Source organism: Ralstonia sp. 110700041-2, assembly GCF_056280165.1.
The window spans coordinates 526267-539234 of record NZ_JBSFAI010000001.1; the positions used below are offsets into that span (position 1 = coordinate 526267).

At 57.6% G+C, this 12968-nt stretch carries 8 protein-coding genes and 1 pseudogene; 5 read left to right on the forward strand and 4 right to left on the reverse strand.

All coding sequences use genetic code 11. The features are described from left to right. Window positions 1–190 precede the first annotated feature (190 nt). Window positions 191–544 (reverse strand): annotated as a pseudogene (locus ACUXH0_RS02445) (metallophosphoesterase family protein); the annotation flags it as partial. Between the two features lie 309 nt (window positions 545–853). Between ACUXH0_RS02445 and ACUXH0_RS02450 the strand changes: the two are divergent. The 4 genes from ACUXH0_RS02450 (at window position 854) to ACUXH0_RS02465 (ending at window position 7550) form a co-directional block, all read left to right on the forward strand. Further along, the gene (locus ACUXH0_RS02450) at window positions 854–1822 is read left to right on the forward strand and encodes a restriction endonuclease (RefSeq protein ID WP_182593521.1); all 969 of its coding nucleotides are present in this window, start codon (window positions 854–856) and stop codon (window positions 1820–1822) included. A gap of 66 nt (window positions 1823–1888) precedes the next feature. After that, window positions 1889–5344, forward strand: a complete 3456-nt coding sequence (locus ACUXH0_RS02455) for an AAA domain-containing protein (protein ID WP_182593520.1) — start codon at window positions 1889–1891, stop codon at window positions 5342–5344. Next, window positions 5341–6846: a phospholipase D-like domain-containing protein gene (locus tag ACUXH0_RS02460; RefSeq protein WP_182593519.1), complete on the forward strand. Its 1506-nt coding sequence runs from the start codon at window positions 5341–5343 to the stop codon at window positions 6844–6846. Before ACUXH0_RS02455 ends, ACUXH0_RS02460 begins: the two co-directional genes overlap by 4 nt. Before the next feature lie 425 nt (window positions 6847–7271). Next, window positions 7272–7550 carry a hypothetical protein gene (locus ACUXH0_RS02465; protein ID WP_024974496.1) on the forward strand — a complete coding sequence of 93 codons (279 nt, stop codon included), beginning with the start codon at window positions 7272–7274 and terminating at the stop codon, window positions 7548–7550. Between the two features lie 353 nt (window positions 7551–7903). On the opposite strand, the gene ACUXH0_RS02470 is transcribed toward ACUXH0_RS02465, so the two are convergent. Together ACUXH0_RS02470 and ACUXH0_RS02475 are read right to left on the reverse strand one after the other, a co-directional pair. Further along, a complete protein-coding gene (locus ACUXH0_RS02470) occupies window positions 7904–8050 on the reverse strand; it encodes a LuxR C-terminal-related transcriptional regulator (RefSeq protein ID WP_029738336.1) in 147 nt (48 codons plus the stop codon). Between the two features lie 240 nt (window positions 8051–8290). Further along, entirely contained in the window at window positions 8291–9361 is a 1071-nt protein-coding gene (locus tag ACUXH0_RS02475) for an FUSC family protein (RefSeq protein WP_182593518.1), read from the reverse strand. 285 nt (window positions 9362–9646) lie between these two features. Between ACUXH0_RS02475 and ACUXH0_RS02480 the strand changes: the two genes are divergently transcribed. Further along, window positions 9647–11818, forward strand: a complete 2172-nt coding sequence (locus ACUXH0_RS02480) for a PTS sugar transporter subunit IIC/EAL domain-containing protein (protein ID WP_182593517.1) — start codon at window positions 9647–9649, stop codon at window positions 11816–11818. Between the two features lie 15 nt (window positions 11819–11833). Here ACUXH0_RS02480 and ACUXH0_RS02485 read toward each other — a convergent pair whose 3' ends face one another. After that, complete coding sequence (locus ACUXH0_RS02485; protein ID WP_024974499.1) at window positions 11834–12433, reverse strand: hypothetical protein; 600 nt, start codon at window positions 12431–12433, stop codon at window positions 11834–11836. Between the last annotated feature and the right edge of the window lie 535 nt (window positions 12434–12968).

The following is a 12968-nucleotide window of genomic DNA, read 5'->3' on the forward strand; positions in this document are numbered from 1 at the left end:
GGTGGCACTCCAGGTGCGGCGCAAGTTTTGTGCGCGGCAGGCAGTGGCGGCGTGGGCGGGTGGCCGGGCGTCATTATAAGTTTGTCGGGTGACACGTCACCCCGCGACATGCGCCCATTCTGCTCGCGCGACATCTTTGGCATCGCGGGTAACGGTTTCATTAGGCCTTTGAGCATGCCTAGCCCTGGGGTTACACCTTGCCAGTGCGCAGCGCAACCGCCCAATCCTGCCGGCCCCGCTGCTCCGCAATCGCCGCTGCATCGTTTCACGCGTATTCAACCGCACGGAACTCGGCAGTCCATTCACCTTCGTGTTCAGTCACGATGGCATAGCGCGCATGCGGGCTGCCGGTTTCAATCGTGTGGGCAAAGGGGTAGGCATCGCTGTAAGCCTGCAGGCCGACGCTGCCCGGGTTGACGATAAAGCGGCCATCCATCAGCTTCATCGCACGTGGCATGTGGGTGTGGCCGCACAGCACGAGCTTCGCGCCGGCATCTTCTGCGCAATAGGTGCCGCATCGCGCCCGACAGTTTTGCGGGAGTACGAGCCAAACCGCCGCGTAGCCAAACGCCGCCGCACAGCAGCGCTTACCGGCAACCTGGCGCCGCTCGTGCCCCGCACATGAGTCATTTTTAATTCAGATTTTTACCAAATATAAATCTGGCGCCAGGCTTCGATCTTTATCCAACCCCCGCCCAAAAAACCTCCAAAAACCCCACCAACGGGGGCAGCGCAATCCCGATGCATCGCCTATGCTCATTCCCATTAAAAAACGGCGCCCTGATTTGAAGCGGATTATCAGAGAAAGCACCTAGTCCTAAATATCTAAAAGGCATTCGGCCGGGGGCGGTAAATGGGGCGGAGGAGAAAACAAGCATCCACCAGCGACGTGCTGTTGGCGCTGCCGTGGTGGATGCTGGCCATTGGCGCGGCGGCCAGTTACCTGATTTTTCACAACATCCTCCCGGCGGCGTTTAGCGCCAATCCGCTGTTGAGCGGCGTCGGGATGCTGGCGCGCGGGCTGGCCTGGATGCCCGCGCTGCTGCTCGGCTTCTTTGCCGTGCTGTCTTACCTACGGGAGCGCAGCCGGCAGGCCGATGCCCGGCTAGGGCCCCCGCGCACTGAACCCTCCGGGCGATCCCGCCCGCCCAAGGCACCGCCCCAGCCCGCCCGCAACGCAGCGGGCAGCAACACACCCAACCCGCCTAACTCCACTCGCAACACCACCCCGCCCCCGCAAGCCCCCACGCCGTCAGAACCCGCCACGCCCCAAAGCTGGACGCTGGAGGCCATCCAGTCGCTCGAGTGGAAACGGTTCGAGCTGCTGTGCGTGCAGTACTACGAACAGATGGGGTTTGCCGTGAAGACGGTGCCGCACGGCCCGGACGGCGGTATTGACGCCACGCTGTACAAGGCCGGCCTGGACGCGCCCGTGGCGGTGGTCCAGTGCAAGGCGTGGTCCAAGCCCGTGAAGGTGGAACAGGTGCGGGCGCTGGGCGGCTCCATGCTGGCGCACAAGGTCAAGCGGGGCGTGTTCTGGTCTTTGTCCGGTTATGTCGGCAACCCAGTGCAGGAGTTTTCAGAGCTTGCCGGTATCCAGCTATTGGACGGGCCAGCGGTGCTTGAGCGCATCCGCGCGCTGGCCGAAGACAAAAAGGCCGCGCTGCTGGCGAAGGTGTTTGAGGGGGATTACCGCACGCCTTCCTGCCCGGCTTGTGGGGTGAAGCTGGTGGCGCAGAATGGAAAGAGTGGGGCGTTTTGGGGGTGTAGTAATTACCGGACGGGGTGTCGGTATACGTTGCAGATGGGGCGGGCGGTATGAGATGAGCGCGCGTGCTTATCACGAACACCGATGATGAGAAAAAATTAAAATCGTTGAGGATTCAGAATGGACCCCACAGAGGAAGTTCTGCAGAGAAGCGTCGAAGGTAACGATCTTCCCATTAGGGAGGGTGTGATAATAGATCAACGATTTAAAATTAGTGGTGCAGGAATGTCAGGTGGTATGTCGACAGTTTTTCCTGCTGTTGGTTTGGTAGATAAATGTCAGCGCGCGATTAAGATTTCTCATTCCGAAAGCGATCGGGAACGTTCTAATCTGTCATTTGAAAGGGAGGGGAGAGCTTTAGCGGATCTATCACATCAAAATATTGTAAAGCTGATCGACAAAGGATATGCCTTCGATATTCCGTATCTCGCTCTTGAGTGGTTGCCTGGAGGAGATCTTGCTCGGCGCATACAAGATAGTGGTCCGGCCAGCTGGGGCGACTTCTACGAGCTTATTGGCCGGCCGCTGTTAAGTGCACTGACGTATGCGCATCAAAGGAGATGGGCACATCGGGACCTAAAACCCCAGAACGTTCTTTTTGATGAAGACGGCACACCCAAGATCGTCGACTTCGGCATTGCACGCAACACTAACCAGCCTCAGCTAGGGCTGACTTTCTTTCAGGCTGGCTCACCGCCTTACACCCCACCCGAGGCCGACGACGGATATCGGTCAGAGCAACGGGATCTCTACTCATGGGCCGCTATTGCGGTCTCATGTCTTGCTGGCTCGGTCTTCCGTACCGCCGATGACATGCTCTTGGCGCTCGAAGCGCTGCGAGAAACAGCGGCGCCTAGAACGATTCTGCGTACAGCCCTGTCGCAGTTGGCTGGCGACCGCTACCGATCAGCATCCCTCCTCCTAGCAGACCTTGATACGTACCACGCAGCAGCGATCGAAAAGGCCCAAGCGCCGATCTACGTGTTCTTGGAAATAGGAGAATTTAGTATCCAATCTCTGAGGACAGAATTTCCCGCTCTAAACGATAGCGAGTGTATTTCATACATCGTCGCGGATCTGAATACGGCGTGGTCAGCGTTTTGTGATCAACAAGAAAAGAAGGTGCAGATATTTGGCGCCACCATTAGAGTGCGCTGTGAAATTCTTGAGCAGGTATTGCGAGTGGAACATTTAGTGATTCATACCCCGGATAGAGCCCGCGAGCTTAGAGAAGAAAATCCTACAATTGCTGGCGTAAAGTTTTTTTCTGGGGCTGTTCGTGATTACAGAACCGCACGCGACGGGTTAAGAAATTTTATAAATAGGCTCGAGGTCGTGGATAGTGCTAGAGCGCAGGCGGCTGAGGCGAAACGACGGGAGAAGTGGTTCGATTGCTGGGCCGCATTTCTGCGCGAAAGAGAGCGCGGTATTAAAGTTAAACAGAAAGAATTTGTTGCGCGCCGTATCGATGAAGAAGATGAGTTTTTCGTTGCAACGATTGCAGGGGACTTTGAATTAGAAGAGTTGGGACCATCGCTAGTTCTGCAAACAGCGAGTGGGAAGCCGATCATATTGGCTGTGGTCGATGCGAAAGCGGATCAAGTAAAACTCGCTTTGCGGTCAGGCAGGCGGGGTGATGTGCCAAAAGCAAATGTAGTCCTTCAGACAAATTTTGAAGCTGAAAGAAAGTCTCTTCAGAAACAGCGCGCGGCGTTGGATGACATCAGGGGCGGTAGGGCAGTTAGTCCAGACATCGGCAAGGTGCTATCGGAACCGGAAACTGCCGCCCCCCCCCAGCCTGCGGGATTGCATTTCCCGCCACACTTGAGTGACGACAAGCGCCAAGTTCTCGATAAGGCTATGGAGGTCAGCAGCGTGCTTGTGGTGAATGGACCACCAGGGACAGGTAAAACCACAGTCATTGCCGAGCTTATAAGTTCGTACCTTGGGAGATATCCGAACCGTCGAATATTACTTTCGTCGCAGACCCACGTCGCTCTCGATCACATTATTGCAAAGCTGGACGAGAAAGGTCTGACAGATCATGTTGTTCGCATAGTTTCCTTCGGCTCCGAAAATGTTCACAAAGTGAGCAAGTTGGTTGGTTCTTTGACGCTAGACCGGAAAGTTAGGGAATGGTGTTTGAAGGCCGAGGAGCGTTCTGAGAGATTTATAGAATCCTTGGCGCAGAGTAAAGGAATTGACGCTTTCGAGGTCAAGACGGAATTGCTTGGAAGAAGCTACATGGAAGCGCGCAGGGCTCTTCAGAAGCTCAGAAAAGATCTAGTAGAAGTCAAAAACAAGAAGCGCGAAATCGATGGGAAGCGAATAAGGAAAGTGTCGGAAGGAAAGTTATTGGATCCGCTAGATATTCTTCGGCAAACGGAGCAGACGTTAAATGAAGAAGACGAATTGCAGTCCAATATTGGATCACTAGAGGCAAGAATTTCCAGACTTCTGGCCAGTCTCAATAAACTGGATGGTCTAGGGAGCGTATTCAGTGATGCGAAGGACTCTGATCTGGAAGGGCTTTTGGACGGCCTTGTAAGCCATAGCGAAGCCAGAAAAGAGTTGTTGCCCATGATGCAGCTTCATTTGGATTGGATAAATCGCCTGGGGTCTGAGAGGTCTTTCCACGGTGCCGTGCTGCACGAGGCGCGTATCGTTGCGGGGACGTGCATTGGATTAGCCGGCACTCCTGCATTTCAGCAAGATCAATACGATCTTTGTATCGTTGACGAAGCCTCAAAGGCGACCGCGACAGAAACGCTCGTTCCAATGTCGCGTAGTCGCAGAACCATCTTAGTAGGTGATCCTAAACAGCTCCCTCCTTACATAGAGTCGTCGCAGAATCAAAATGGCGATTCGCTCTACTCCGATGATGCGAAAAAAAGCCTCCTTCAAGTTTTGCTAGATCAATTGCCCTCAGATAATGTTGAGGAGCTTGTTGAGCAGCGTCGAATGTGCAGCACCATCGGGGAACTCGTCAGCCAGGTTTTCTATGGCGGCAAATTAGTGAATATTCGAGAGGACAAGGATCGGGATTCGGTCATTGCGAAAATATATCCACACCCTGTTACTTGGTTCTCAACATCAAAACAGAAGAAACGTGGGGAGACACCAGTCTCTGGTGGTAGCTTCGAAAATGGAATCGAGGTGCAGCAGGTAATAGAGCAACTCAAGGAAATTGGGCGGCAAACCCGGAAGGCGACGTCAAAGATCGAAGTCGCCATTATTGCCGCATATTCTGCACAAGTTGCCCTTCTTCGTGATCGGATATCGCAGCATATTGGAGTGCACCCTGGATTCTCGGTTGAGGTAAATACTGTAGATGCTTTTCAGGGGCGTGAGGCCGATGTATGCATCTACACGGTGACGCGATCCAATGATTTCAGCAAAATTGGATTTCAGCGAGAAAGGGAAAGAATAAACGTCGCGTTATCGCGCGCGCGCGATGCCCTTGTAATAGTTGGCGACGCGGATTTTTGTCATAAGGCGAAAGGTCAGAATCCTTTTCAAGCTGTCATAGATCACATTCGTGCCAATCCCGATTTCTGCCTGTTAAGGAATATATGAGAGATCAAGCAGAGGTGGCGCGTCGGCTGGAGTCAGTCACCGGCGACATAATGATTGATTATTTTCCATTGCATTTGCCTGTGCAACTACTAATGGTGGATGTAATTGGACTCGAGCAGCGGCCAGTTCCAGCGTCTACGGAGTTTTGCCTTCGAGCGGTGGAGACCGGCCTTTCAGAGCCGGGGGAAATCTGCGGATTCCTCGGTTTGGAGGCTGCGTATGGGGAAAAACTTCTCGAAGCGCTGAGTGACAACGATTATCTAGAAAAAGACGTATTCGGTCGATTTCATCTCATTAAGCGAGGAAAAGAGTTGCTGAAGCAAGGTGTGGAAGCAAGCCCATTGGATCGCCGAATTTATGTTTTATGGGATCCAATTCAGAGAGTTGTGCTCGATAGAACGTTGGTGTACACAAAGCAAAGGATAGGGGGGGATGGGATGATTGCCCCTATCTCGAATGCATTTTTGCAGCCTGCTGGTAGCGATTTGGAAGTTGCCGATATTAATAGGCTTAGAATGGCGGCGATCGCGGGAAACGATTCTGATCTAACGAAATTCGAGGTGCTGCGGGTTACCGGCGTGTATAGAACATTCGGACGGTATAGGTTGTCATTGGCACTGATTTTCAAGAATCAAGATGGGGAATTATCTTTCAGATTGGCGATGAATGGGTCAATCGACAATGAGTTAACGGAGGCGTGTGCAGGTATTGGTCTTCCAAAACTCATTGGGGTGGACAGATCGATTGCGTCTCGGCCCGGCGTGCAGGCAACTCGGAAACGTCATCGAGATCTATTGTGCGGCGATGGAAGCGGCAAAAATGTTGCGCAACAACTTCAGCGTCGTAGTGTGGTGTTGTTCAATATTCAAAGTCTTGAAGTGAGGTTGGCTGAAGAAGTCAATGCTGCTCTTAGCGCTAGGCGGGATTCCTATATTGCAGAGCTGCAAGAAATTAATCGTGAACTGGAAGGTTTGCCCGTTGTTCCTGTCCGTTGTTACGAGGTCGAGTATTACTTGGTTCAAGCACTGGATAACGCGAAATCTTCAATTACATTGACGACAACCATTCCATCATCAGACAAGATAGATGGGGAAATTTTGGGGCGACTTCGTGCGTGTCTCGCAAGAGGAGTTAAGGTAAATTTGTTTGTGTCTGACCGTCTTGGTGTTAATGATGCGACGATTGCAACTATTGATCGGCTATCAAGGGATGGGGAATTGCATTTCAATTTTCTATCAAATGATCAGAGATCTGTTTTTGAGATCGAGTGGGATGATCGGCACCTTGTTTTCTCTAATGAGCCTTCTCTCGGCCATAGGCGACGGCCAATCACACCGCGGGAGTTTTCCGGTTTCTATGTAACGGATAGCGCGGCAATTTCTCGATATAAATCAGAGTTTCTTAGTTTTTCGGAAAAAGACTTTCTTGTCAATTATAGATCTTTGGCTAAATTAAATGAGAGTTATGCTCGGCATAAAAAATCGAAGGGTAAGGTGAAATAGGTTGCAATGACTGTATTCGACCTTATTGCGAACGTTGAAGATGCGTCTCGGGCGGGTTTGCAATGCCCGCTTGCTCGGTAAGGAGCCGTCCGGCTAAACTCCCTCCCGCTGCGGCAACAACCGCAGCCGAGACTGCAATCTCGATCGATCCGTCCGGAAGAAACATCAAGTTTCTACCGCTGCTGTCGTTCGCCCCTACGGGCGGGCCTCGGCAGGGAGGGCTTCGGCCCTGCCGTCTTGATGGATCGTCGGTATTGCAGACCTTGTCGTGTGCCCGCCCACCCTCACCGGTGGGTGGCTCCTCACTCAACCAGAGGCAAGACAATGGATCAACCGACCCAAGCTGTACCCATCCCACGTGGGCGTCGCCCCGCAAACTGTCACTTCACCTGCATCGCGCAACGTCCACCGTCCGGAGGTGCCCGATGAGCCTTCAAGACAATCTCCTGTATGCACAAGGCGCCCTGAGCGCGCGGGAATATCTGCGGCGCACACAAATGGACATGAAGGTGCACCGGCAGTTCGAGCCCAAGACGCTGCGCTGGGAATATCAACTGCACATCCAGGACAAGGCCGCTGAATACCAGGCCGGGTTTCTGGACGCGATCGGGGCGTACATGCTGACCTCGCTCGATGGCGTGACGGTCGACCTGTACCGGTGGGAAGTGCTGCAGGTGCTGGACCGTGTGAACCGCAAGAAATAACTAAAACAGCAGTAAAAGCGAACCCGCGACGGGCGGGGGCGCTAGCGTCGGGCGCAACGCCCAACCCTTTACGTGCCGAGCCAAACAGGCCGAGCACGACACTCAAAGGCCCGACCGCCACGGTCCGAGGCCCATACGCCGAGCGCCAACATCCAAGCGCCGCTCGCAGACATTCAAATTTTCGAGCTCAAACACTCGCGCGGCGAGCGTAGAGAGACGCGTGCCGACGTGGAGTTCTGAACTTGGCACGCTGGGCTCAGAGGTCAGCCGGTGGGTGTCAGTATTTCCGTATTCGCGCGCAGGCGGGCATTCGGCGCCTTTCGTCACCACCCCTGCACCCCGTCGTGGCCCGCCTACCGGCTGCGTTGATGAATCGTTGCCAGTTCCGTGCGGTTTCGTGCCCCCATGCGCACGAGCCGTTGGCGCATGTGGCTTTTAACGGTTTCGACGCTGATGTGCAGCCGTTCTGCGATCTGGGAGTTCGAGCGGGCGCACGCCACCTTCTGACGACATCCTGCTGTCGCCGCGCCAGGTTGGCGACCAGCTCACCTTCCTGGGCAGCGATGGGGGCCATCCATCGTTCAACGGCTGCATCCAGGGCTTCCGCGTTCAAGCTGGCGCATTGAGTGCTGTGGAGTTTGCGGCGCTGGCCCGGTGAGGTGATGCGGCATTGCTCGGCACTGGTCGCGACCACAGCTGGGGCAACTCGCAAGGGGCGCGCCTAGCCGGGCGCCCCTGCTTCACCCGATATTCCACTGCGGCGCAATCGCCAGCAGTTGCTGCCGCAGGTTCTCGATCTCGTTGGCAAAACCTTCGGCCAGCGCGCTTTCCACCGTGGGCGTGCCGGGGGCATGGCTTACCTCGGCGGAGTCGGCCGCGCGGGGTCGTGCCAGACGCGCCAACGTGCCAAACCGCAACGCGCGCGACATGCCGATCAACGTGTCGCGAGTGCGCCGGGCGCCCACGCCGGGCAGGGCGCCTGCAGGCGGCGCACCCAACGTCCCGCGCGTTGCATTGAGCAGTTCCAGCGTGCTGATGCAGATGCGCAGGCTTCGCTGGATGTCTTCCAGCCGCTCCAGGGGCACGTCAATCTCTTTGGACACCGATGGCATGAGCGAGCGCAATTGCACCAGCAGCGTATTGAGCTTGCCGAGGTGCTTGCTCCGCTCGCTCGAGGCTTCACCGGGCTGGCCGAGGCCGGCAACCGCCCGGGCGCATTCGCGCAATGCTTCGGCCAGCCGGTAGCGCCACGAGTACGTGGCGTACAGCGGCAGTGCAAAAGAGAACAGCAGCGCAATCGCAATCCCCACCAGCACGTTGAGCGTGCGCCAGGCGCCGTCGAGCAGGTTGTTGTCACCATGCCCGACCACGATGACCAGCGTGATGGCGGCCAGCAGCGCGATATAGCCGCCCTTGCCGATCGCGTGATACGCGCAGACGCCGCACGCGATGGCCGTGAGTGCGTATGTGAGCGGCAGATGCCCAAGCCACGTCTGCTGGACGATGAGCAGCAGACCCGCGACGGCGCCGATGAGGGTGCCCCACGCGCGCTCTGCCGCGCGCTTGCGGATGTTGCCGTGGTGCTGCAGGCCGGCAATGACGATCAGCAGCGAGATGGTGGCCCACTCCCCATGCGGCCATCCCAAGCCCGACGTGACGGCAATGGAGAGCAGCACGCCCAGGCCGACGCGCGTGCCATGGATGTACCGCGCATGCCGATAGCGCCGGTGCGGATCGCGCACGAGGCGGAGTAGCGAAAGAAAGGGTGCAGGGTGTTTCACGTTGCGGGGTGCACGAATGGAAATTGACATAAGCAAGATCGTTGCAGATTCTGGGGTGCGCCGTACACAGAATGGGCGCCATGTCGGTGCCGATGCCTTGCCGTGGTGCGTTTTGGAGGCAACCGGCACGGCAAGACTTCGGGTTTCCCCTAGGTATTGCACGAAGCTTGCCATGTGCGGGTGACCATTTTGCGTATTGCGCAAAATGACGCTTAAGTGCGTGCCGAGTCATGTCGATTAGGATTCGTAGCTCCATAGGCAACACTTCGGGCTGCCCCGGGATTTGCCGATCCACCTCGAACAAGATCGAGTCCTATGACGACGCAGGCGCTATCGCCCTGGCTGAGGTTGTTGAGCGCCGCTGAGCGCTTCGACCGCGGGCCGTATTTCATTGCCATTCGGCGCGGGCTGGCGCTCTCGTTGCCGCTCATCATGGTGGGCGCGGTGGCGCTGCTGTTGCGCAACCCGCCCACCGCCGGCATGCGCTACCTGCTGCTGGAGGCCTTTGGCACGCGGCTGGATGCCTTTTGCGACAGCGTGCTGGCCGGCACGATCGGCATCGGCTCGCTGGTCGCGCTGTTCGGGTTTGCCGATGTGTTGGCGCAGTTACACAACCAGCGCGCCGGGCACCGCGTGGTCAACCCCACCGTGGCGGCCGTGGTGGTGGTGTCGTGCTTCTTTACGCTCATCGCGCCGGCTGCGAACGCATCGTTGATGGCGTGGCTCTCGCTGGGGCAGGGGCTGTTTGGCGCGTTGGTGGTGGCGTCGCTGGGCGGCAGCCTGTTTCTCAAGCTGTGCAGCATCCGGCGTTTGCGCATTCCGTCCCACCATTTGAGCAACGATCTGCTGGTGGGCGATGTTCTGTCGGTTGTGCCGGCCGGCATGCTGACGATCCTGACGTTTGCCCTGCTCAAAGCCGGCATGGCGTGGGCGGGCTGGCTGCACTTCATGGCGATAGTCGACCCGCTGCTGGCGTGGCCGTATTCGGCAGTCTCCAATAGCCTGCTGTTTGGTTTGGGCTATGAGACGGCGGCGCAGGTGCTCTGGCTGTTCGGCATCCACGGGCCGAACGCGCTGTACACGGTGCACCAGCACATCCTGGAGCCCGCCGCGCAGGCCAATGCGGCGGCGGTTGCCAGTGGTGGCCAGCCGCCGTTCATCTTTACCTATCACTTCTTCGCGGTGTTCGCGCGCATGGGCGGCTCAGGCGGCACACTCAGCCTGATCTTGGCGCTGCTCATCTCCAGGCGCATGCAGCGCGGCCGCAAGATGGCGCTGGTCGTCATGCTGCCGGCATTGTTCAACGTGAACGAGCCCCTGCTCTTCGGGCTGCCGCTGGTGCTCAACCCGGTCTATGCGATTCCGTTCCTGCTCACGCCGGTGGTGCAGATCCTGATCGCCTATGCGGCCACCGTTGCCGACCTGATGCCCAAGACCAGCTACCCCGTGGCGTGGACCACGCCGGCGCTGTTCAGCGGTTACGCGGCTACGGGCTCGGTGTGGGGGGCGGTGGTGCAGCTCATCGGCTTGGTGGCGGGGGCGGCGATCTACCTGCCGTTTGTCCGCATGGCGGATGTTCTGTCCGCACGGCGCAGTCAGGATGTGCTTGCGTCTTTGCTGCAGATTGCCGAGTCGGCCGAGGTGAGCCTGAAGGGCCGGCGCTGTCTGGACCTGCCCGGCGACGAAGGCCGCATGGCGGTGGCGCTGGCCAGCGACCTGGAAGACGCCATCAAGAGAGAAGGGCAGATCTTTCTGGAGTTTCAGCCGCAGGTGGATTGCTCCACCGGGCGCGTGTTCGGCGCCGAGGCGCTGCTGCGCTGGCAGCATCCGGTGCTGGGGCGCGTGGCCCCGCCGATCGTCGTGGCGCTGGCCGATGACATTGGCCAGATCGATCAGTTGGGCCTGCGGGTTCTGTCGCTCGCGTGTCAGCAGCGCGCGGCCTGGCGCGGTGTCTTGCCGGACGATTTCGTGGTCGCCGTGAATCTGTCACCTCGGCAGTTGCTGGACTGCAGGCTGTACCGGAACGTGCTCGACATCCTGCATCGCGAAGGGTTGTCGCCCACGCAGCTCGAACTGGAGATCACCGAATCAACGATGCTGCTGCCGGATATCACCGCCATCGGCAACCTGAAGCAGCTGCGCGAGGCCGGCGTGAAAGTCGCGCTCGACGATTTCGGGATGGGCCATACGTCGCTGCACTACCTGCGCGAGCTGCCGCTGGATACCGTGAAGATCGACCGCTCGCTGGCCGACGTGAGCGCGGGCAGCGTCAACGAACACATTGTGCGCAGTATTGCCAGCCTGAGCCGCACGCTGAACCTGTCGACGGTGGTGGAAGGCGTCGAGACGGAGCAGCAGCTTGAGCGCCTGTCGGCCTTGGGCTGTGAACGGTTTCAGGGGTATTTCTTCAGCCGCCCGCTGGCGCCGAGCGTGTGTCAGCAGTTTGTGCTGGATGCCAACCTGCGGCCGTTGGTGCACGCGCTTTGAGAGCGCGTGCGCGGCTTAACGGTATTTGCCCACAAAGCTCTCGCAACGACGGACGCGGCCAACCTTCGCAGCCCATCGATAGAGGCCTTCCACCAGGCTCTTGTTGACCGTGACGGGTTGACCGTTGATCTGCCCGAGCACTTCCGATTGGTTCGGGTAGGGCTTCTCGAACAGCAGCTTCATCTCGCTGCCGCCGCCCAGCGCCAGGTAGACGGCTTCGCGCGGCTCGAACTGCAGCGCGAACGAGTTGCTGCGCACGCTGGCGCTTTCCACGGACTCGGCAAAGTTGGCGATGAGCGCGGCGTCTTCGGTGCTGTATTCGCATCCGGCGTCTTTCAGTTGCGCTTCGTCCACGGCCTTGAGCGACGCCATGGCGGGGTCCATCAGATACAACGTGATCGCACGCGCCTTGCGCATCCGCGCGCTCAGCCCTTCGGCCGCCCAATAGCTTTGTTCGACCTTGACGACGGGCTCCGCCCTTGGGGCGGGCTCGGAGCTGGACGCTTGCGCTTGCGGTGCTTCCGGCATGGGTGCTTCCGCTTGCAGTGTGCCCGCTTGAAGGACTTCCGCCTGGAGCGCTTCGGTTTGGGGCGCGTCGGTCAGGGGCGCTTCCATTGAGATTTGTCCGAAGGCCATTTGGCTCATGCTGCAAGCACAGGCCAAGACCAGAGAGATGATCTTTTTCGACAACTCCTACCCCTTTGAAACGTACGTTGTTGTGTTGTGTTGCGTTGCGTTCTGGATGTTAAGCCGAAGAGATGACGGAACAGCTTGGCTTGCCTGTGACGGCACAAGCGGTGCTGGGCAACCGCTGCGTGAATGATGTCGTGGACTGCAGTGCAGGCGTGCCATTGACGGATCGCACACGGTGCCTGCGGTTCTAATGCTTCCGAGCCACGCATCCAATGTCACCCGCATCGCTATGCCAAGTGTTGCATAAAGAAGACCGAGATTTCCTCATCCCGAAGCATTGTGGCTTTGGCCGACAGCATGTGCCCTTCTTCCGGAAAAAGCAGCTGCTCTGCCGTTTTTCCTCCAGCTGCATTTCGTTCGGACTGACCTGCTCCCCGCGATTAGTACGTTGACGATGTAGAGTCCGTTCCCAAGAGAGGAACGGTCATGAAGAAGCGATTCACCGAAGAACAGATTA

What these genes read in the sequence shown, in the direction of transcription:
- ACUXH0_RS02450 (WP_182593521.1), top strand. Translation starts at nt 854, where the DNA reads ATGGGGCGGAGGAGAAAACAAGCATCCACCAGCGACGTGCTGTTGGCG.
- ACUXH0_RS02455 (WP_182593520.1), top strand. Translation starts at nt 1,889, where the DNA reads ATGGACCCCACAGAGGAAGTTCTGCAGAGAAGCGTCGAAGGTAACGAT.
- ACUXH0_RS02460 (WP_182593519.1), top strand. Translation starts at nt 5,341, where the DNA reads ATGAGAGATCAAGCAGAGGTGGCGCGTCGGCTGGAGTCAGTCACCGGC.
- ACUXH0_RS02465 (WP_024974496.1), top strand. Translation starts at nt 7,272, where the DNA reads ATGAGCCTTCAAGACAATCTCCTGTATGCACAAGGCGCCCTGAGCGCG.
- ACUXH0_RS02475 (WP_182593518.1), bottom strand. Translation starts at nt 9,361, where the DNA reads ATGTCAATTTCCATTCGTGCACCCCGCAACGTGAAACACCCTGCACCC.
- ACUXH0_RS02480 (WP_182593517.1), top strand. Translation starts at nt 9,647, where the DNA reads ATGACGACGCAGGCGCTATCGCCCTGGCTGAGGTTGTTGAGCGCCGCT.
- ACUXH0_RS02485 (WP_024974499.1), bottom strand. Translation starts at nt 12,433, where the DNA reads ATGGAAGCGCCCCTGACCGACGCGCCCCAAACCGAAGCGCTCCAGGCG.